Source organism: Mesorhizobium sp. WSM4833, from assembly GCF_055811095.1.
Genome location: NZ_JBVVQG010000007.1, coordinates 1 through 17,855, shown reverse-complemented (window position 1 = coordinate 17,855; position 17,855 = coordinate 1). Strand labels below are relative to the sequence as shown.

At 63.3% G+C, this 17,855-nt stretch carries 12 protein-coding genes and 1 pseudogene; 9 read left to right on the top strand and 4 right to left on the bottom strand.

The genetic code is table 11. The features are described from left to right. Positions 1 to 5 precede the first annotated feature (5 nt). Together mtnA and mtnK are read right to left on the bottom strand one after the other, a co-directional pair. A complete protein-coding gene (gene mtnA, locus AC0L2D_RS15355; RefSeq protein WP_013532924.1) occupies positions 6 to 1,100 on the bottom strand; it encodes an S-methyl-5-thioribose-1-phosphate isomerase in 1,095 nt (364 codons plus the stop codon). Next, entirely contained in the window at positions 1,097 to 2,371 is a 1,275-nt protein-coding gene (gene mtnK / locus AC0L2D_RS15350) for an S-methyl-5-thioribose kinase (protein WP_063171611.1), read from the bottom strand. The genes mtnA and mtnK overlap by 4 nt, the downstream gene beginning before the upstream one ends. A 135-nt stretch (positions 2,372 to 2,506) precedes the next feature. On the opposite strand from mtnK, the pseudogene AC0L2D_RS15345 reads away from it, so the two are divergent. From AC0L2D_RS15345 to AC0L2D_RS15325, 5 genes and pseudogenes are all read left to right on the top strand, one after another. Continuing rightward, positions 2,507 to 2,912: pseudogene (locus tag AC0L2D_RS15345) on the top strand (ATP-binding cassette domain-containing protein); the annotation flags it as partial. Further along, positions 2,907 to 3,959, top strand: coding sequence for an ATP-binding cassette domain-containing protein (locus tag AC0L2D_RS15340; protein WP_473541632.1), 1,053 nt, complete (start codon positions 2,907 to 2,909; stop codon positions 3,957 to 3,959). The pseudogene AC0L2D_RS15345 and the gene AC0L2D_RS15340, both read left to right, overlap by 6 nt. Positions 3,960 to 4,037: 78 nt before the next feature. After that, a complete protein-coding gene (locus AC0L2D_RS15335) occupies positions 4,038 to 5,033 on the top strand; it encodes an ABC transporter permease (RefSeq protein WP_473541454.1) in 996 nt (331 codons plus the stop codon). Positions 5,034 to 5,083: 50 nt separating this feature from the next. After that, positions 5,084 to 6,136, top strand: coding sequence for a substrate-binding domain-containing protein (locus AC0L2D_RS15330; RefSeq protein WP_473541453.1), 1,053 nt, complete (start codon positions 5,084 to 5,086; stop codon positions 6,134 to 6,136). 101 nt (positions 6,137 to 6,237) lie between these two features. Further along, a complete protein-coding gene (locus AC0L2D_RS15325) occupies positions 6,238 to 7,083 on the top strand; it encodes an acyl-CoA thioester hydrolase/BAAT C-terminal domain-containing protein (RefSeq protein WP_473541452.1) in 846 nt (281 codons plus the stop codon). A gap of 52 nt (positions 7,084 to 7,135) precedes the next feature. On the opposite strand, the gene AC0L2D_RS15320 is transcribed toward AC0L2D_RS15325, so the two are convergent. Then, positions 7,136 to 9,190, bottom strand: a complete 2,055-nt coding sequence (locus AC0L2D_RS15320; protein ID WP_473541451.1) for a bifunctional aldolase/short-chain dehydrogenase — start codon at positions 9,188 to 9,190, stop codon at positions 7,136 to 7,138. 91 nt (positions 9,191 to 9,281) lie between these two features. After that, positions 9,282 to 10,247 (bottom strand): sugar-binding transcriptional regulator, encoded by a 966-nt coding sequence (locus AC0L2D_RS15315; RefSeq protein WP_013532917.1) that lies wholly within the window; start codon positions 10,245 to 10,247, stop codon positions 9,282 to 9,284. A 190-nt stretch (positions 10,248 to 10,437) separates the two neighbouring features. On the opposite strand from AC0L2D_RS15315, the gene AC0L2D_RS15310 reads away from it, so the two are divergent. The 4 genes from AC0L2D_RS15310 to AC0L2D_RS15295 all read left to right on the top strand — a co-directional run bounded on the left by AC0L2D_RS15310 (position 10,438) and on the right by AC0L2D_RS15295 (position 17,692). Continuing rightward, complete coding sequence (locus AC0L2D_RS15310; protein ID WP_064995082.1) at positions 10,438 to 12,078, top strand: acyl-CoA synthetase; 1,641 nt, start codon at positions 10,438 to 10,440, stop codon at positions 12,076 to 12,078. A 452-nt stretch (positions 12,079 to 12,530) separates the two neighbouring features. After that, positions 12,531 to 13,136, top strand: a complete 606-nt coding sequence (locus AC0L2D_RS15305; RefSeq protein WP_013532915.1) for a TetR/AcrR family transcriptional regulator — start codon at positions 12,531 to 12,533, stop codon at positions 13,134 to 13,136. 58 nt (positions 13,137 to 13,194) lie between these two features. Then, entirely contained in the window at positions 13,195 to 14,346 is a 1,152-nt protein-coding gene (locus tag AC0L2D_RS15300; RefSeq protein WP_013532914.1) for an efflux RND transporter periplasmic adaptor subunit, read from the top strand. A gap of 199 nt (positions 14,347 to 14,545) precedes the next feature. Beyond that, the gene (locus AC0L2D_RS15295; protein WP_013532913.1) at positions 14,546 to 17,692 is read left to right on the top strand and encodes an efflux RND transporter permease subunit; all 3,147 of its coding nucleotides are present in this window, start codon (positions 14,546 to 14,548) and stop codon (positions 17,690 to 17,692) included. Positions 17,693 to 17,855 lie beyond the last annotated feature (163 nt).

The following is a 17,855-nucleotide window of genomic DNA, read 5'->3' as shown; positions in this document are numbered from 1 at the left end:
AGCGGCTACGCCCGCTCGGGAAACATCTGCTTCAGGCCCTCGCGCGAGGCCTTGGCGACACCGCGCTCGGTGATCAGGCCGGTCACCAGCCGCGCCGGCGTCACGTCGAAGGCCGGGTTGGCCGCCGGCGTCGTCTCAGGCGAAATGCGCACCTGGGCAATCTCGCCGGCGGCGGTCTTGCCCCAGACCAGCGAGACCTCGTCGGCCGAGCGTTGCTCGATCGGGATCTCGGCCAGACCGTCATGCACCGTCCAATCGATGGTCGGCGACGGCAATGCGACATAGAACGGCACGTCATTGTCGGCGGCGGCGAGCGCCTTGAGATAGGTGCCGATCTTGTTGCAGACATCGCCGTCGGCCGTGGTGCGGTCGGTACCGACGATGACCATGTCGATTGCGCCGCGCTGCATCAGATGGCCGCCGGCATTGTCGACGATCAGCGTGTGCGGCACGCCGTGCCCGGCCATCTCCCAGGCGGTCAGCTGGGCGCCCTGGTTGCGCGGCCGCGTCTCGTCGACATAGACATGGACCGGAATGCCGGCTTCTGTGGCCAGGTAGATCGGCGCGGTCGCCGTGCCGTAATCGACCGTCGCCAGCCAGCCGGCGTTGCAATGGGTCAGGATGTTGACCGGCTCGCCCTTCTGCTTGCGCGCCGCGATCGCCTTGATGATGGTGAGACCGTTCTCGCCGATGGCGCGGTTGAGGCCGACATCTTCGTCGGCGATCTCACTGGCCCGCCGATAGGCGGCTGCAGCGCGTTGTTCGGTAGGCAAAGGCCGCAGGAAGCGCCGCATTTCGTCCAGCGCCCAGCGCAGATTGATCGCGGTCGGCCGCGTCTCGTGCAGGGTCTCCCACACGGCGTCGAGCGCTGCATCCGACGCATCGTCGGCCATCTGCATGGCGACGCCATAGGCAGCGGTGACGCCAATGAGAGGCGCGCCACGCACCCACATGTCACGGATGGCGGTGGCGATGCCGGCAACCGTGCCGATCCTCTCGATGCGGAAATCATGCGGCAGCCAGCGCTGGTCGATGATATCGACCGAACGCCCGTCGTCGCTCAGCCAGATGGTGCGATAGTGGCGGTCGCCGACGTTCAAATGCTGCTCTCCTGTTCGATCAGCGCGGCCAGTTGGTTGACCTCGTCGATGCTGTGGATCTGGCGCCGGTTGACGGCGAGGTGGCGGCCGAATTTCAGCGCCTTTGCTTCACAACTGGCGCGCAGATCCTCGTCGGCAATGGTCTCGAAATCGGCATTGTGAGCGAGACCGAGGATGCGCCGGTGCACTTCGACGCCGGCAAAGCCTAGCAGGTCGGTCCAGATCTGGTGCAGCACATGGTCGCGCGCCTGCTCTGAGGCAAGGATGTCGCCCTGGTCCTCGAACAGGCTCTTTTGGTAGAGCATGCCGGTGCGCTCGCTGCGCCATAGATGCGAAAACTCGGCGCGGAACACCGACCAGGTCTCGACCGTCACACCGAGCAGATAGGCGCGCATGGCGTCGCGCTTGCCCTTCTGTTCGTGGCCGCGTTGCGAGAAGAAGGACATCCAGAAATTGGCAAGCAGCATGCCGACGTCGAAAGCCATCGGGCCGTAGAAGGCGAACTCCGGATCGATCATCCGGGTCTCCGTGTCGGTGACCATGATCGAACCGGAATGCAGGTCGCCATGCAGCAGCGTTTCGGCATTGGCGGCGAAGATGTGCTTCAGCCGCTGCGCCTCGACCTTGAGGTCGCGGTCGGCGCGCAGTTCGGCGACCAGGCCGTCGAGCTGCGGCGAGGTGTGCCGGTTCATCTTGGCATCGAAATAGGGATCGGAGAACACCAGGTTTTCGGTGATGTCGCAAAGCTCGACATTGTCGGCGAACAGCGCCAGATCGGCCTTGCGGTCCTTGGCGGCCATATGCAGGTCGGAGCCGCGAAACAGCGTCCGGGCCATGAACAGGCCGATATCCCGGGCGATGTTCGGCAGTTGGCGGCCGTCGATCAGGGCACGGCGCAGGATGATATGCGGCGGCGCAAGATATTCCATGATGATCAGCGCCTGACCTTCATCGAAATAATGGATCGCCGGCACCGAGCCCGGCGCGCGCGCCTCTTGCCTGGTCAGCGCGTGATATTCGAAGAAGGAGCGCTTCAACGGCAGCGGCCAGCTGTCGCCGACCAGGCGGACATAGGGCAGGGCCTGCTTGACCACGGCCGCACCGCTGGCGCCCTCGACGATGAACACCAGGTTGAGATTGCCGTCGCCGACCTCGCGGACCTTCCAGGCGCCAGTGTCCTTGCCGATCTTCGCGCACAGCGCCTCGTTGCCGCCAAGGCGTGCAGCCAGGGTTTCGACCGACAGGGCTTCGAACGGCAATTCTTCAGTCATCGTTATCCTCCCGCATATGCGCTTCCAACATAACGGAGGCGTGGCGGCCGGGCCAAGCTAGGAAGCGATCTGGCAATTGTCAATCGTGTTGACAATTGCCGATGCAGCCCATAGCGTCATGTCAGGGAGGAACGCATGGTCGGCAATGCCGTGTTCCGCGTAGAGGGACTGAGGAAATCCTTTGGCCATAACGAGGTGCTTGGCGGCGTCTCGCTGGAACTGCATGCCGGTGAAGTGACCGTGCTGATGGGCGCCAACGGCGCCGGCAAATCCACTCTCGTCAAGATCATCTCTGGTGTCTACGAACGCGGCGGGGGGACGATGGCGCTCGCCGACCAGGATTTCGCGCCGAAAACCCCGGCCGAGGCGATCCGCGCCGGCGTCGTCACCGTGCATCAGAACATCAATGACGGTGTCGTCGCCGATCTCGACGTCAATGCGCGTGCGGCGAGAGGCCAAGGCGGTTGCCGACCGCATGGGGCTGGCCATCGATTTGAAGGCGCGGGTGAGTGATCTTTCGCTGGCCGATCGCCAGATGGTGGCGATTGCCCGCGCGCTGGCGCACAAGCCGAAAGTGCTGATCCTCGACGAGCCGACCTCATCGCTCTCCAGCGCCGAGGCTGATCGGCTGTTTGCCCTGATCGACAGGCTGCGCGAGCAAGGCGTGGCCATCCTCTACATCTCGCACCGTATGTCGGACATAAGGCGGCTGGCCGACCGCATCGTCTCCATGCGGGACGGGATCATCTCAGGCATTTTCGACAAGAAACCGCTCGACTATGAAGGCGCGGTCAACGCCATGCTCGGCCGCAAGATCCATCTCGACCGGATTGTTGTCAGGGATTCGGCCAATGCCGTCTTCAAGATAGACGGTCTGCGCGTCGCACAAGGCGCACGGCCGATCTCGCTGACGCTCGGCGACGGTGAGGTCGTTGCCATCACCGGCCTCGTCGGCGTCGGCAAGACGGCGCTTGCCGAGACGCTGTTTGGCGTGCGCCAGCCGCTGGCCGGCACAATGACGCTGAACGGCAGGCCTTATGCGCCTGAAACAGCCGGCGAGGCGATCGCCGCCGGCGTGTTCCTCGTTGCCAAGGACCGCGGCGAGAACGGCATCGTCGGCGGCTTCAACATCCAGGAGAATATCAGCCTGCCGTTTCACAAGCGCATGTCACGTTTCGCTGTTCTCAAGCGCCGTCTGGAACGCGCCACGGCGCGCCGGCAGATCGAGGAGCTGGGCATCGTCTGCCGCTCCGAGAAGGACGAGATGTCGGAGCTCTCCGGCGGCAACCAGCAGAAGGTGATGGTCGCCCGCTGGATGGCCCAGCATGCGAGACTGTTCATTCTGGACGAGCCGTTTCAGGGCGTCGATATTTCCGCCCGGCGCGACATCGCCGCCAAGCTCAGGGCCAGTGCAAACGGACGCGCCACGCTGCTGTTCGTCACCGAACTCGACGAGGCGCTGGAGACCGCCGATCGCATCCTGGTCATGTCGGAACAGACCATCGTCGGCGAGCACCGCAATGCCGATGTCGATCTCGACCGCCTGTTGGCCGAGGTCGCCGGCGGGCCGCTGCACAGTGCCGCCTGAGCGCGGGCGTTAGGAATGGGAATGGAAAGAGCATGGGTTCGGATTGGCTAAAAACGGCGCAGCGCGCGGGAGCGCCGAATGACATTACGCGACCACGCCATCCGCTACGGATTCATCGTGCTCTTGTTCGGGCTCGTCGCCTATTTCTCGATCGCCGCCGACGGTTTCGTTTCGCCGCAAAGTGCGGTTTTCATCTTCCAGTCGGTCGCCATCACCGGCGTGCTGGCGCTCGGCGTCACCGCCACGCTGGTCGTCGGAGGTTTTGATCTGTCGATCGGCTCGGTCGCCACCTCAGCCATGATGGCGGCCGCCTATGTCATGGTGGTGCTGGAGCAGAACGCCCTTGTCGCGGTCGTCGTCTGCCTGCTCATTGGCGCCATCGTCGGCCTGATCAATGGCTGGCTGGTCGTCTACATGCGTGTGCCCGATCTGCTGGCGACGCTCGGCATGATGTTCCTGCTCGTCGGCCTGCAGCGCATTCCAACCGAAGGCCGCTCGATCGCCACCGGCATGACCATGCCGGACGGTTCGGTCGCCAACGGCAAATTCTCCGACGCCTTCCTGGCGCTCGGCCGCCACCGCTTCGACTTCTTCATCCCGAACCTCATTCCAGTGTCGGTGGTGGTGCTGCTCGTGCTCGCCGTGCTGATCTGGTTCTTCCTCGAATACACCCGTTTCGGCCGCATGATGTATGCCGTCGGCAGCAATGAGCGCGCCGCCGAACTCGCCGGTGCGCCTGTCAAGGCATACAAGATCTGGGCTTACGTCATTTCAGGTGTTTTTGCCTCGATCGGCGGCATTTTGCTCGCTGCCCGGCTTGGACGCGGCGACATCGCCTCGGGTAATAATCTGCTGCTCGATGCGGTTGCCGCGGCGCTGATCGGCTACGCGGTGCTGGGTGCCGCCAAGCCGAATGCGTTCGGCACCGCCATCGGCGCGCTGTTCGTCGGCATCTTGCTGCAAGGCCTGACGATGATGAACGCGCCTTACTACACGCAGGATTTCATCAAGGGCGTGGTTCTGGTCGTCGCCCTTGTCTTCACCTTTGCGCTTTCGGGCAGGGGCAGGAGATAGCTTTCGACCGGAACAGGATTTCGAGTTCAACAAGAGTGGAGGAAAACAAAGTGAGCATTACAAGAAGACTTCTGGGGAAGGTGGCGCTCGGATTGACCGGCGCAACCATGCTGATGCAGTTTCCGGCTTTTGCCGCGGACAAGCCGGCGCCCTTCGACAAGCCCGGCGTCAAGATCGCGCTGGTGCGCTATCTCTCGACCGGTGACTTCTTCCAGGCCTATCTCTCGGGCGTCGAGGCGCAGTCGAAGGCGCTCGGCATCGACCTGCGCGTCCTCGACAGCCGCCAGGATGCGGCTCTTCAGTCCGACATGGTCGATCAGGCCATCGCGCTCGGCGTGCACGGTATCATCATCCAGCACGGCCTGACGGAATCGATGAAGGACGCCGCGCAGCGTGCGGTCGACGCCGGCATCAAGGTTGTGGCCTTCGACGTCAATGTCGAAAACCCCAAGATCCCGCAGATCGAACAGTCCGATCGCGACCTGGCCCGCCTCGCGCTCGAGCAGGCGGTCAAGGACAATGGCGAAAGCTGGAATGCCGGCTATGTCTATGTCGCCGGCATCGCGCCGCTCGACCGCCGCAACGAGACCTGGGTTGACGTTAAGAAGAAATATGCCGGCATCAAGGAAGTCGCGATGTTCGGCACGCTCGACAATCCGATCGCCAACTCCGTCGCCAACCAGGCGCGTTCGGTGCTGACGGCGCATCCCGACATCAAGGTGATGTTCGCTCCCTATGACGAATTCGCCAAGGGCGTGAAGATCGCTGTCGATGAGGCGGGCTTGAACAAGGGCATCAAGATCTATTCGGCCGATATCTCGACGTCGGACATCGCCGCGATGCGCGAACCCGACAGCGCCTGGGCCGCGACCGCCGCGACCAATCCGGCCGTCGTCGGCCAGGTCTCGGTGCGTGCGCTGGCACAGCTGCTGGCCGGTGAAGACCCCGGCCACAACGTCGTCGTGCCGCCGACACTGATCACCCAGAAGGACCTCATCGACAAGGACATCAAGAACATGGAGGACCTGTCGGCCAAGCTGCCGCAGTTCGCCCACGCCGATGTCGCGATGCCGGCCTGGATGCCGAACCCGAACGCCAAGTAACTTTCGCTATCGAAGGCCGCCTGCAGCCGCTTGCTGCAGGCGGCCTTTTTGCTGAATATCTGCAGCCGGCGCCAGGCTCCGGCCCAAGGTTCGGTGCGTATATGGAAGCTCAGGCGGCAATCGAGGAAAACCTGTCCGGCGCCGTCGCCGGAACCTTGTTTCGACGCCCGCAGGCCACCACGGGTGTCGTGGTGTTGGGTGGGTCGAGTGGCCGCGTCGATGTTGGGCGCCCACGGCTCTTTGCAAACGAGGGCTCGTCGGCTTTGGCCCTGCAATGGTTTGGCGGTGAGGGCCAGCCTCCCGGAATATGCGAAATTCCCCTCGAAACCTTCTTCGCGGCAACCGATTGTCTCCTTGAAACAGGATGCCACCGCATCGTCTATGTCGGCACATCCAAGGGTGCCGAGGCCTCACTGCTTGCGGCGGTCCATGACCCGCGCATCGACGCTGTGGTCGCCATCAGCCCGTCATCGGTGACTTGGGGAAATATTGGTGCTGGCCGGGATGGCGTCAGTTGGCCTGAACGATCCTCATGGTCGCTCGACGGAATTCCCCTGCCATTTGTGCCGACGGATCCAAACTGGACACCAGAATACGTGGATGGCTTGGTATCCTACAGGGGACTCTTCGAACATTGCTTGAAAACCTTCAGGCAGGAAGCGGCTGCGGCGACCATCCCCGTTGAGACCGCATCGGCCGAGATCCTGCTGGTCGCAGGCGGCGACGATGCGCTGTGGCCCTCCCTATGGTTCGCGACAGAAATTGTCCGGCGGCGCAGCGAAGCAGGCAAGATCACACATCTCGTGTCATCGCCGGATGCGGGGCATCGCATTCTCTTGCCTGGCGAGAACACACCACGCTCGACATTGCATGCACATGGCGGCAATGACGAGGCCGAATCACGGTTGGGCAGAATGGCGTGGGAAGGCATCCGAGAACTGCTGTAGCTGCAGATCCCGAATACCTTCGCCTGTTTTGCGTCAGTCTCGGCCGGTTTCCCTACCGCAGCGCTGCCGCGATATTGCCGCCGTCGACGGTCGTCACGTCGGCGGTGGTGCGGTCGGCCAGCGCATGATGCAGGAAGGCCTGCGCCACGTCCTGCGCCGTCACTTCCTGGCCGAGCAGATTGCCGGACATGTAGTCCTTCTCCGACACGCCGCGCGCGCCTGAGCGGCTGGCAATCATGGCGTCGGTCAAAAGGCCCGAGCGGATGCGGTCGGCGTTGACGGCGTTCGAGCGGATGCCATGCGCGCCATGGTCGAGCGCGTACTGCCTGGACAGGAACAGCGTCGCCGCCTTCGGCACGCCATAGGCGCCGAACTTCGGGCCGGGGTTGACGGCCTGCTTGGAGGTGTTGAACAGAAGCACGCCGCCGGTGCCCTGCTCGAGCATGATGCGCACGGCATTCTGCGCCACCGATTGGTGGGCGAAGAAATTGAGCTCGAAACTCTTGCGCAGGAGCGCGTCGTCAAGCTCGCCGATGCGGCCTTCCCAGGCGGCGCCGGCATTGGAAACCAGGATGTCGACACCGCCGAACACGGCGACCGCTTTGTCGAAGGCGGCACGCACCTGTGCCGGGTCGGTGATGTCTGCGGCGACGCCGATCGAATTGTTGCCGGCTTTCTTCGCTGCATCGGCGGCTTTTTCGGCGTCGAGATCGACGACGACGGCATGGGCGCCATTGTCGGCGAACAGCTTTGCCGTCGCTGCACCGATCGCGCCGGCACCGCCGGTGATCAGCACCACCTGGCCGGTCAGCGGCTTCGGCTTGTTGGAGGCGAGCTTGGCCTGTTCCAGCGACCAGTATTCGAGCGGGAACAGGTCGGCCTTGGAAAGCGGATGGAACCGGCCGACGGCCTCGGCGCCACGCACTGCCTCGATCCACATCTCACCGACATCCGACGCGATCTTCGCGTCCTTCAGGGTGCGGCCGTGGCCGAACATGCCGAGGCCGGGCACCAGCGTCAGCCGCGGCATCTGGTCAAGCATGGTGCGCTTGACGTCGTCGAGCGCATCGTTGGTTTCGAAATAGGCGCGATAATCCTTGGCGAACGCGTCGACATGGCTCTTGATCACCGCCTTGTAGTCGCCGGCCTTGTCCGCGTCGGGCGCCGGCAGCGCCATCGGCCCGGTCTTGATGCGGATCGACAGATCGGGCGTCGAGACGCCGCGCCCGGCATAATCGGCGATCTCGGCTGAATTGATGAAATCGACAATTGCCGGCGAAGTGCGGAAATCGCTGACCATCCGGTCGAAGCGGCCTTCGCCGCGCGCTACCGCCACCGCGCCGCGCAGCATCGGCGCGATCGACGCCGGCGTCGCGAGCTTTGCCGGCAAGGCTGCCTTTGCCGCCTTCGGCTTGCCACTTGCGGCAATGAAGTCCTCGGCGACGTTCACATAATGGATCATCCGGTCGTAGGCCTGCTTCGCATCGTCGCCGAAGGTGAAGATGCCATGCTTGTCGAGGATCAGGCCCTCGACATCAGGATCGGCGTCGAAGATGTCGGCAGCCGCCTTGGCGAGGTCGAAGCCGGGCATGATGTAGGGCACATAGCCCATCTTGGCGCCGAAAACCGTGGTCACCAGCGGCTTGGAGTCCTCCTGGTCGACGATGGCGAGAATGGCGGTCGAGTGCGTGTGGTCGACGAATTTGTGCGGCAGGAAGGCATGCAGCAGCGTCTCGACCGACGGGTTGGGCGAGGACGGATCGATGAGGTTGACGCGTTGCAGGGCAACCATGTCCTCGTCGGCCAGCCTGTTCAGCGCGCGCGCCTTGAGCAGCGGCTTGAGCTTGACCGCCGGCAGGCCCTGCGGCTCGATGACGCCCATGTCCCAGCCGCTGCCCTTGACGCACAGCACGTCCCACTGGTCGCCGACGAGGTCGGTTGCCGTCGTCTTGCAAGAGGTGTTGCCGCCGCCATGCAGGACCAGCCGTGGTTCGCCGCCGAGCAGCCGGGTCGTGTAGACGCGCAGCGCCAGGTCGCGGCCGACACCCTTTTTCGCGTAGTCTGCGACGAGTTTTTCGGCTGCTTCGTCATTCCACAAATTCTTCATGTTCGCTTCGTCCGGTTGTTTGTCTTTGATGGTGAAACAGGAATGCCGCGACGCTTTGATGACAATGCGCCGGCGACGGAGAGGGGATTTCCTAGGAGGCCTTTTCTGTCGTGGCAGCCGCATGATCCAGGAGCCGCTGCGCCATGTGTGCGCCGACCACCAGATGCGTGCAAAGGCCGCCGGCGATCGCCGCGAGCAGCGGTTCGAACTTGCTGTCCTCCTGCACCACCACCAACCGCCTGGCGATGGCGCGCAGCGATGCAAGCTCGGCGGAGATCACCCGCCTGTTATAACTGCAGTCGAGCACCTTGCCCTCGGCGTCTATGATCTGCCCGGCAATCACGCCGGCAGCGCCTTGGCTGCGCAGATCCGCCATTTCGCTTGGCGTCAGCGCGCCGCATTTGACCAGATGGCTGTCGGCGTCGACCGCGCCGACCGAGTATAACGCCAGGTCGCATTCGCCGACACCCGACAATTGTTCCCGGATCACCGGCTCGGCACGCAGCGCACGCGCAAGTTCTTCCGTAGACAGCACCAGCGGCGCGTAGAAATTGAGCCCTTTGGCGTTGAGCCGCCGCGCGATTTCCATAGTGCATTGGTCGGGGCGATAGGAATAGGGCGCGCCGAGATTGCCGCAGAGCTGCACCACCGTGACATCCTGCAGATCGGCATAGGACATGACGTCGGCAATCATATAGACGGTGCGGCCCCAGGCGACGCCGATGCGGTCGCCCTTCTTGACCAGTTCGAGAAAGACGCTCGCCGCCAGCACGGCGATTTCCGTCGACGGGTCGGCAATATGATCATTCTCCGGCGCGATCCAGACGGCGTCGAGGCTCAGCGCATCCTCGAGCTTGCGCGCCAGCACGTCGTCGGTGAAAAGCTGGGTCGAAGTCGAGATGTTGACGATGCCGGTCTCGCGCGCCTTGCGCAGGTACATGGCGACCGAGGCACGGGAAATGTTAAGCTGGCTCGCCACCTGGTCCTGCCGCAGGCCATGGGCATAGTAGAGCCAGGCGGCCTTGTGGATGAGTTGTTCTGCCGGTCGGATCGCCATGCCGTCTCCTCAGCTGACATTATTCACGGCTCTCGACAAAAGTCAAACTGGGCAGAGGTATGCGATGCTCCCGCTTGCGCCGAATCTGGTTCATCATTGTGCCGAATGCGCTCTGTCCTGGCATCGTTTGTGGTGACGCGGCCCAAGCCTGTGATTAGAACGTCTGAAAGAAAATCGCGGGGAGCATGGGATGGGCAATCCTTACGAACAGGATCTCGACAAGAACGCGGCCAACCATCAGCCGCTGACGCCGCTCACCTATCTGGAGCGCGCGGCCAAGACCTATCCCGACCATATCGCCATCATCCATGGCCGCCAGCGCATCGACTATCGCACTTTCTGGCAGCGGTCGCTGAAGCTTGCCTCGGCCCTTCAGAAGCGCGGCATCGGCAAGGGCGACACCGTCACCGTCATGCTGTCAAACACGCCGCCGATGCTGGAGGCGCATTTCGGCGTGCCGATGACCAAGGCGGTGCTGCATTCGCTCAACACCCGCCTCGATGCGGCGGTCATCGCCTTCCAACTCGATCATGCCGAGACCAAGGTGCTGATCGTCGACCGCGAATTCTCCGGCGTCGTCAAGCAGGCCCTGGAACTGGCCAGGGTCAAGCCGCTGGTCATCGACTATGACGATCCCGAATACGCCGCCGACGCGCCGTACCCAAAGGGCGAGCGGGTAGGCTCACTGGACTATGAGGCATTTGTCGCAGGCGGCGACGCGGACTTCGCCTGGTCGATGCCCGACGACGAGTGGGATGCGATTTCGCTCAACTACACGTCCGGAACGACGGGCAATCCGAAGGGCGTCGTCTACCACCATCGCGGTGCGGCCCTGATGGCCTACACCAACACCATCCATGCCGGTATGGCCAAGCACGCGGTCTATTTGTGGACGCTGCCGATGTTCCACTGCAATGGCTGGTGCTTTCCCTGGACGCTCGCCGTCCAGGCCGGCACCCATGTCTGTCTGCGCTGGGTGCGGCCGAAGCCGATCTACGATGCGATCGCCGATCAGGGCGTCACCCATCTGTGCGGCGCGCCGGTCGTCATGTCGGTGCTGATCAATGCCAGGGACGAGGACAAGCGCGCATTTCCGCAGACGGTCACTTTCAACACGGCTGCAGCACCCCCGCCGGAAGCCGTGCTGTCGGGGATGGCGGATGCCGGCTTTGCCGTCACCCATCTCTACGGCCTGACCGAGACCTATGGCCCGGCGGTCGTCAACGAATGGCACGGCGCCTGGGATGATCTCGAAAAGGGCGAGCGCAGCGCCAGGAAGGCGCGGCAGGGCGTGCGCTATGCAGCGCTCGAAGGCCTGACGGTCATGGACCCCGAGACGATGCGGACGACACCGGCCGACGGCGAGACAATCGGCGAGGTCATGTTCCGCGGCAACATCGTCATGAAGGGCTACCTGAAAAACCGCAAGGCGAGCGACGAAGCCTTCGCCGGCGGCTGGTTCCATTCCGGCGATCTCGGCGTCATGCACCCCGATGGCTACATCCAGCTCAAGGACCGCTCCAAGGACATCATCATCTCCGGTGGCGAGAACATTTCCTCTATCGAGGTCGAGGACGCGCTCTACAAGCACCCGTCGGTTGCCTCTTGCGGCGTCGTCGCCAGGCCCGACGACAAATGGGGCGAAGTGCCTGTTGCCTATGTCGAGCTGAAACCCGGCAAGGTCGCGACCGAAGTCGAGATCATCAATCACTGCCGCGCGCTGCTTGCCCGGTTCAAAGTGCCGAAGGCGGTCATCTTCGCCGAAATCCCGAAAACCTCGACCGGCAAGATCCAGAAATTCCGGCTACGCGAGATGGCCAAGGGGGCTTAGCTGCATCGCCACCCATGCTTCGCCTCGACAACTTGTCGCGGGCTTCGTCATCCTAGGGTGTAGCAGTCGCGAGTGACGTCGCGGAAACCCTGGAGCTGCTCCGCAGCCCAAGGGATCCATGCCGTCACCTTGCGGCCGAGCTCCGACAGTCGAGAATGGCGGCTGCAGGCTACAGCTCGCTGACCGGTGTAACCTATTGATCCGTCGCACTCTTTGACCAACGCCGCGGCATGGATCCTAGGGTCTGCGCCGCGTCGCTTCGCTCCTTGCTTCGCCCTAGGATGACGAATTCATCAGGGCCAGCCGCTAACAGCGATCGTCGATTCCACCTTCTCACTGTCACCATCTGTCACCATTCGTACGTGTATACCGAATTCGCATTGACAGGTCCTTCTTTTCGATTTACGAGTGATGAAAATCAAAATTCGTCACTCGTAAATCGATAGAGGATCATGTCCGAAGCCGCCACCATAGTCGCCGAAGCCGCCCGACAGGAAAATGTAACGCGCATTCTCGATTGCGCCGAGCGCCTGTTCCGGCACTATGGCTACGGCAAGACCAATGTCGCCGACATTGCGCGTGAGCTCGGCATGTCGCCGGCCAACATCTACCGTTTCTTCGCCTCCAAGGTCGAAATCCACCAGGCCGTCTGCGGCCGGATGCTCGGCGCCAGCTACAAGATGGCCTACGAGATTTCGCGCCTGCCGATCAGCGCCGAGGAGCGGCTCCGGCGCTACGTGCATGCGCAATACAAGATGACGATGGAGGTCATGCTCGACGACCAGAAGGTCCACGAGATGGTCATCGTCGCCCTCGAACGGGATTGGGGTGTGATCGACAAGCATGTCGACAGCATTCACGACCTGTTCGCGGAAATCATTCGTGACGGGATCGAGGCCGGTGAGTTCAGAAAACAGGATCCGGTTATCGCGTCTCGCTGTTTCGGCGCCGCGACCGTCATCCTGTGTCACCCGCAGATGGTGGCGCAATGCCTTGCCAAGACCAACCGGGCAATGCCTGACGACCTCGTCGACTATGCAATCAAGGCCTTGAAGTAGCCTCCGCCCGTCGGGCGCCGGTTTCAACGATTCATCTCCATTTTTCGGGAGTACGCGCGTGTCTTCGTTCAGTTCAATCATCGGCAGGTTGCCCGCTGTAGGCCCGGTGCTGCTTGTCACCGCCACTCTCGGGCTTGCCGGCTGCAGCCAGGAAAAAGCCGAAGTCAAGGATATCATCCGCCCGGTCAAGGTTGTCGAGATCGCGAAGGTACATGACACCCGCACGCTCTCCTATTCCGGCTCGGTGAGGGCCCGCACCGAGAGCGCTCTGGCATTCCGCGTCAATGGCAAGATCACCGAGCGCCTCGTCGATATCGGCCAGCATGTGGCCTCGGGCGATGTGCTCGCCCGCATCGATCCCATTGACTACGACCTTTCGGTCAAGAGCGCGCAGGCAGCGCTCGATGCCGCCGAGCGGCAGGTCGAGACCGTGGAACTCGCCCGCAAGCGTGCCGAGCAGCTTTTTGCCAAGAATTTTGCCCCGAAATCACAGCTCGAACAGGCGACCTTGACCTATGACCAAGCGGTCGCCACCCGTGATTCCGCCCTTTCGACACTGGCTCAGGCGAAGAACCAGGTCGGTTATACCGATCTCAAGGCCGACAGGGATGGCATCGTCACCACGGTCAGCGCCGACGTTGGCCAGGTGGTCGGTTCCGGCACGCCGGTTGTCACTGTCGCTGTCGACGGCGAAAAGGAAGTGCTGATCGCCGTCCCCGAAATGGAAATCGCCGAATTCAAGCCGGGCAAGGCGGTCAAGGCGGGCTTCTGGTCCGACGATGCGCTGGCGCTCGACGGCAAGGTCCGCGAAGTCGCCGGCAGCGCCGATCCGCAATCGCGCACCTTTGCCGTCCGCGTCAGCCTGCCCAACGATCCGCGTGTGCTGCTCGGCATGACCGCCAGCATCGAAGCCACGGCGGCCAATGAGCGGCAGCTGGTCTCGATCCCCCTGAGCGCACTGGCCGAGCAAGGCACCCAATCGATCGTCTGGACCGTCGATCGTGGCGCCGACACCGTTCATGCTCGTCCGATCAAGGTTGCCGAGTTCGCCGCCGATGGCGTGCGTGTCGCGGAGGGTTTGAAACCCGGCGATGTCGTGGTCGCCGCCGGCACGCAATTCATGACCGAGAACCTCAAGGTGAAGCTCGCCGGTGATACGGCGCTGCAATCGGCATCCGCGGCGGACGGCGACGCCAAGCAGGTGCGCTGACGACAGACAACCGGCTGCGCGTTCCCGCAGCCGCTGGTTTCCGGGCGGCAGGCGCCCGACCGAGACGCTCGATTGATGTAACCCCCACATCGATTTCGCGTCCCACCGCGATGAGTGCTTCTCCGCTGGGAGAGCCTTGCCGCCCGGAAGCCACTACGAACCCTCGATTTTGTTGCGCTAGATAGATGGACCAGCGTCGATGACCAATTCCACGGAAGAGAAGCGGCCCTTCAACCTGTCGCGCTGGGCAATCGGCCATCCCGCCATTGCGCGGTTCCTGTTCGGCCTGATCATCATTTCCGGCGCGCTCGGCCTGATGCGCATGGGCCAGAAGGAAGATCCCGATTTCACCTTCCGGGTCATGGTCGTCCAGGCGATCTGGCCGGGCTCCTCGATCCAGGAGATGGAAGACCAGGTCGTCAACAAGATCGAACGCAAGCTGCAGGAGACGCCGCATCTCGATTTCGTGCGCTCCTTCACCCGCGCCGGCAGCGCCATCATCACCGTGCAGATCAAGGGCGACACCAACACCGCCGAGGTGACCGACGCGTTCTACCAGGTGCGCAAGAAGGTCGGTGACATTGCCGGTGACTTGCCACAAGGTCTGCTCGGCCCCTATTTCAACGATGAATTCGGCGACACCTTCATCACCCTGCATTCGATCAGCGGCGATGGCTTCAGCTATCCCGAGCTGAAGAAGTTCGCCATCCAGGCGCGCGACATGCTTTTGACGACGCCCGGCGTCGAGAAGGCCGTCATCATCGGCGACCAGCCTGAAAAGCTCTACATCGACGTCTCGTCCAAGGCCCTGGCCGAACGCGGCCTGACGCTGACCGATCTGCAGAATGCGATCAAGGGACAGAACAATGTCGACCCGGCCGGCTCCGTCGATACCGGCACCAACTCGGTGCGCATTTCCGTCGAGGGCGATGTCGGCAAGGTCGAGGATATCAGGAACCTGCGCCTGCGCGCCGGCGGTCAGGTCACGAGGCTGGGCGACATCGCCACGGTGAGTTCGGGGTTGCAGGATCCGTTCCAGCGAAAGTACCGCTTCAACGGTCACGACAGCGTGCAGTTGGGCGTCGTCATGGCCAAGGGCTTCAAGGTTACCGATGTCGGCAAGGATGTCGAGGCCACCTACAAGCGCTTCGAAGAGGCGCTGCCCTACGGCGTTGCGGTCGACCAGATCTCCGACCAGCCGGGCGTCGTCACCGATGCGGTGGCGGAGTTCATGCATGCGCTTGGCGAAGCGTTGCTGATCGTGCTCGTGGTCTCGTTCCTGTCGATCGGTTGGCGTTCCGGCCTGGTCATTGCCATCGCCATCCCGCTGGTGCTGGCCGCGACCTTCGCCATCATGTACGAGCTCGGCATCGACCTGCAGCGCATCTCGCTCGGCGCGCTGATCATCGCGCTCGGTCTTCTGGTCGACGACGCGATGATCGTCGTCGAGATGATGGAGCGCAAGCTGGAGGAGGGAATGGTCAAGGTCGAGGCGGCGAGCTTCGCCTATTCCTCGACCGCCTTCCCGATGCTGACCGGCACGCTGATCACCACGGCCGGCTTTATTCCGGTCGGCTTCGCGGCCTCGACCGCCGGCGAATATGTCCGCACGCTGTTCTATGTCGTCGGCATCGCGCTGATCGTCTCCTGGTTCGTCGCGGTCTATTTCACGCCATGGCTCGGCAACATGATCCTCAAGCAGCGCAAGCATGCCGGCAGCCATCACGATGTCTTCGACACGCGTTTCTACCGCCGGCTTCGTGCCACCGTCAGCTGGGCCGTGCGCCATCGCATCATCGTCCTGGTGATGACGCTGGTCACCTTCGGCACCAGCCTGTGGGCTTTCCAGTTCATTCCGCAGAACTTCTTCCCGCAATCGTCGCGGCCGGAAATCCTCGTCGACCTTTGGCTGCCGGAAGGCACCAGCATCAAGGAAGTCGAGGCGCAGGCCAAGGCGCTCGAGACCAAGATGATGGACGACAAGGACAAGCGTTTCATCGCCACCTATATCGGCGAGGGCGCGCCGCGCTTCTTCCTGCCGCTCGACCAGCAGCTGAGCAACCCCAACTTTGCCCAGTTGCTCGTCATGGCCAATGACGAACCGGCTCGCGAGCGTCTGATCGTCAAGTTGCGCACCGTTCTGGCGCAAGACTTCCCGTCCATCCGTGCCAAGGTCGATCGTCTGTTCCTCGGTCCGCCGACCGGCTGGCCGGTGCAGATGCGCGTCATGGGGCCGGATCGCCAGGAGGTGCGCCGCATCGCCGACCAGGTGAAGGCGAAGTTCCGTGAAGATCCGCTGCTTGGCGCCGTGCATGATGACTGGCTGGAGCCGGTTCCGGCGATGAAGCTGGTCATCGACCAGGATCGTGCCCGCGCACTCGGCGTCACCTCGCAGCGCATCCGCCAGATGCTGCAGGCGACGATGTCCGGCGCGCCGCTCGACGACTTCCGCGACGGCGAGGAGACGGTGTCCATCGTCGCCCGCGAGCCGAATGCCAGCCGCAGCCTGCTGTCCTCGGTCGACTCGGTCTATATCCCGACCGACTTCGGCGGTTTCGTGCCGCTGTCGCAGGTGGCCAAGGTGGTGCCGGTGCTGGAGCAAGGCATCGAATGGCGCCGCGACCGCCTGCCGACCATCAGCGTGCGCGCCACCTTGCCCGACGGCGTGCAGTCCAACGACGTCGTCACCAAGATGTACAACGACATGAAGGACCTGCGTGCGGGTCTGGCGCCCGGTTACAAGATCGAAATCCAGGGCGGTGCGGAGGATTCGGCGGAAAGCCAGGCTTCGATCGCCGCCAAGGCACCGATCATGCTGGCCGTCATTGTCGTGCTTTTGATGATCCAGCTGCAGAACTTCGGCAAGGCGATGCTGGTGCTGGCGACCGGTCCGCTTGGCATTATCGGTGCTGCCGCGGCACTCCTGATCAGCGGTGCGCCGTTCGGCTTCGTCGCCATTCTCGGCGTCATCGCGCTGCTCGGCATCATCATGCGCAACTCGATCATCCTGGTCGACCAGATCGACCAGGACATCGCCGCGGGCATGGACCGCTACGAGGCCATCATCGGTTCGGCCGTTCGCCGTTTCCGGCCGATCACGCTGACGGCGCTGACGGCGGTGCTGGCGCTGATCCCGATCTCGCGCGGCGTCTTCTGGGGTCCGCTCGCCTACGCCATGATGGGCGGCATCCTGGTTGCCACGGTGCTGACCATCCTGGTCCTGCCGGCCGGTTACGCCCTGTTCTTCGGCCGGGAGCCGAAAAAGCGCGGGGCGGAGGGACGGACGGACGATCTGGAACTGAGCCAGGAAGCCGAAAAGCCGCAACTGGCGCTGGCCGCCGAATAGATCGATCACGCCAGTCGAAAAGGATCGGGCGCGCCGCAGCGCGCCCGCTCCTTTTTGACCGGAGCTGCCCCAGGCCCCGTTTGGGGGGCGCCTCACCCCCCCCCCGGCGGCCCGCGTGCGGAATGGCCGCCTGCCCCCCGTTTTTTCCGCGGGGGGGGCCCCC